General features: G+C 66.1%; 5 protein-coding genes. 4 read left to right on the plus strand and 1 reads right to left on the minus strand.

Translation table 11 applies throughout. The features are described from left to right. A partial coding sequence (locus tag IL54_RS01700; RefSeq protein ID WP_156106059.1) for a DUF3376 domain-containing protein occupies nucleotides 1-879 on the plus strand: 879 nt, incomplete at its 5' end. 29 nt (nucleotides 880-908) lie between these two features. Further along, a complete protein-coding gene (locus IL54_RS01705; protein ID WP_037472564.1) occupies nucleotides 909-1,409 on the plus strand; it encodes a hypothetical protein in 501 nt (166 codons plus the stop codon). On the opposite strand, the gene IL54_RS01710 is transcribed toward IL54_RS01705, so the two are convergent. Beyond that, entirely contained in the window at nucleotides 1,401-1,691 is a 291-nt protein-coding gene (locus tag IL54_RS01710) for a 4a-hydroxytetrahydrobiopterin dehydratase (RefSeq protein ID WP_037472453.1), read from the minus strand. The two genes, IL54_RS01705 and IL54_RS01710, sit on opposite strands and share 9 nt — an antisense overlap. 40 nt (nucleotides 1,692-1,731) lie before the next feature. Between IL54_RS01710 and IL54_RS01715 the strand changes: the two genes are divergently transcribed. Both IL54_RS01715 and IL54_RS01720 read left to right on the plus strand, forming a co-directional pair. Then, complete coding sequence (locus IL54_RS01715) at nucleotides 1,732-2,139, plus strand: metallopeptidase family protein (protein WP_037472566.1); 408 nt, start codon at nucleotides 1,732-1,734, stop codon at nucleotides 2,137-2,139. After that, the coding region (locus tag IL54_RS01720; protein ID WP_037472569.1) for an ABC transporter ATP-binding protein at nucleotides 2,136-2,512 on the plus strand (377 nt) is incomplete at its 3' end. The genes IL54_RS01715 and IL54_RS01720, both read left to right, overlap by 4 nt.

The raw sequence follows: 2,512 nt of genomic DNA on the forward strand, positions 1-2,512 counted from the left end.
TTCCGCCTGTCGGGCGAAGACAGCGCAATGATGCGCGAAACCTATCGCCGGGCGATCTGGGCGCAGGTGCGCGCGACCGGGGCGGACCAATTGACCGACCATGGCGGTTCCGCCTCCGCCCCGGTCACCTTCTTTCGCACCCACGACCTTGCCTTCCGCATCCGCCGCCTCCGCTTCCTCGCGCGGCGTCTCGCCGAAACGCTGGAGCGCGAGAGCGCGGTGGAAGCGGTCGAGGTGCAGGCCATGCACGACGCCATCTACGCCGCCCTCGCCCTTTATGCCGAATGCGAGGACGCCGATTTCCACGGCCCCGCCGTCATCGCCGCCGCGCGCCAGGTGCCGACCGACGCCGCCGCTGCGCTGGAGGCCGTAGCGCAGGCCCGCAACCTTCAGGCCCGCGATGATTCGGCCGACGCACTGCTCGCCGAAGCCTTCGCCGCGCTCCCCAAGGCAGCACGGCGCACCATGTTGCTCGCCTATCTCGGCTTTCCCTTCACCGATATCGCCACCTTACCGTTGCTCCAGGGTGACACTCTGGACGAATATGATCCGGTCAAGGTCGATCGGATTTCGCCCGAGGACTGTTCCGCCATCCGCGCAGGCGGCGCGCAGGCGACGCTGAAAGGCATAGAATTCAACAATTTCGGCGCTTTTTTCAGCCGCGCCTATCGGGAGAATGACTATCTCTGGGGTCGCCTCCACGGGGTCGAGCGGCTGCTGGACATCGTGAATTCGGCCATACCCACCGCAAGCCGCCTTTCGCCCGACAGGGTCCACGCCTATAGGCGATCTGCGTTTCTGGCGATCCTGGACGAGGAAGAATCGCGCTTGCCGCATGTCGCGGAATTGATCGCCAGCTTGCTGGAGGAAATCGGGTGAGCAGGCCTGTTGTGCTGGTGCCGATTATCATGTTGCTGGCGCTGGTCGCTGGCTGCCGCGCGTCGGATGATACGGCGCAGGCGGACAATGGCGTTGTCCCGACCGCCGTGGCGCAAATCGCCGACAATGCGACCCCGCCGCCACCCGAACCCGTGGCCGCGCCGACGCCGCCACCCGCCACACCGGCGCGGGTTTCCCCGACCGTCACGGTCCGCGCCCAGCCCGCGCCCTATTTCCCGCTCGACCTGCCCCCTTCGGACGTCGCCGCCAGCGCCGCGCCCTTCCCGCGCGAAGTCACCGAGTTCATGGTGTCGCGCGACAGTTGCGACCATTTCCGGGGCGAAGAGCCCTATGACGCCGAACGCCGCGCCTATATCGCGGAAAATATCGCCGCTTTGTGTCGCGGCACCGATACGAAACTGGCGCTGCTGCGCCAGCGCTACGCCGCCGATCCGTCCGTCACCGCCGCCCTGCGCAGCTATGAGGATCAGATCGAAAAGCGCATGCCGAAACAGGCTGGGCTATACTAACAACCCGTCGATCGCCCGCGCCAGGTCGATGTCGCGCTGCGACAGGCCACCGGCGTCATGCGTGGTCAGAACAATGTCCACCCGGTTATAGACGTTCGACCATTCGGGATGATGATCGGCCTTCTCCGCCAGTATCGCCACCCGCGTCATGAAACCGAACGCCGCGACGAAATCGCGGAATACGAAGCGGCGGCTGATGCCGTCCGGCTCGGCCACCACCGTCCATTCGGGCAGTTCGGCCAGGGCTGCGGCGCGCTGTTCTTGCGTCAATGTGGCAATCATGTCCCTATCCTCTTAATATGCTTTGGCTTATGTGGCAGCCATGTCGCATCATGGTCAACCGCCCCGCTTTGCCCCCACGATCCAGGAGATCGAGACGCTGGCGCTTGGCGCGCTGGCGCGCCTGCCTGAAACCTTCCGCGATCATTTGTCCGACGTCGTGCTGTTCGTCGAGGAATTTGCCGATCCGGCGATCCTGAAGGAGATGGAGATCGGCGATCCCTATGGCCTGACCGGCCTCTATACCGGCCGCCCCGTGGGGCATGAGCCGCAGACCGGCGACACCCCGCCGACCGTCCATCTTTATCGCCGCCCCCTGCTCGACGAATGGGTCGAAACCGGCGTCCCGCTCGATGCCCTCATCACCCATGTCGTGGTGCATGAAATCGGCCATCATTTCGGCCTGTCGGACCTCGACATGCATGTGCTGGAGGATATGGTCGGGTCATGAGTGACGCGGCCTTGCGGCTGACCGATGTCGCCTGCCTGCGCGGCGGACGGATGCTGTTTCGCGGCGTCAGCCTGACGCTGGGACCAGGCGAGAGCGCGTTGTTGACCGGCCCCAATGGCATCGGCAAATCCAGCCTCCTGCGCCTGTGCGCCGGGCTGCTCCCCGCCTTTGCCGGCACGGTCGATCGGCGCGGTGGCATTGCGCTCACCGACGAGCGGCTGGCGCTGGACATGGACCTGCCCCTCGCCACGGCGCTCGCCTTCTGGGCGCAACTAGACCGGGCCGGGCCGGACGCGGTGTCGGCCGCACTTGACGCGCTTGCGCTGACCCGCCTCGCCGATGTGCCCGTCCGTATGCTGTCCACCGGGCAGCG

This window comes from Sphingobium sp. ba1, assembly GCF_000743655.1.
Classification (GTDB): domain Bacteria; phylum Pseudomonadota; class Alphaproteobacteria; order Sphingomonadales; family Sphingomonadaceae; genus Sphingobium.

Coding starts and splice junctions, on each gene's coding strand:
- IL54_RS01705 (WP_037472564.1), top strand. CDS start 909: ATGTTGCTGGCGCTGGTCGCTGGCTGCCGCGCGTCGGATGATACGGCG.
- IL54_RS01710 (WP_037472453.1), bottom strand. CDS start 1,691: ATGATTGCCACATTGACGCAAGAACAGCGCGCCGCAGCCCTGGCCGAA.
- IL54_RS01715 (WP_037472566.1), top strand. CDS start 1,732: ATGTCGCATCATGGTCAACCGCCCCGCTTTGCCCCCACGATCCAGGAG.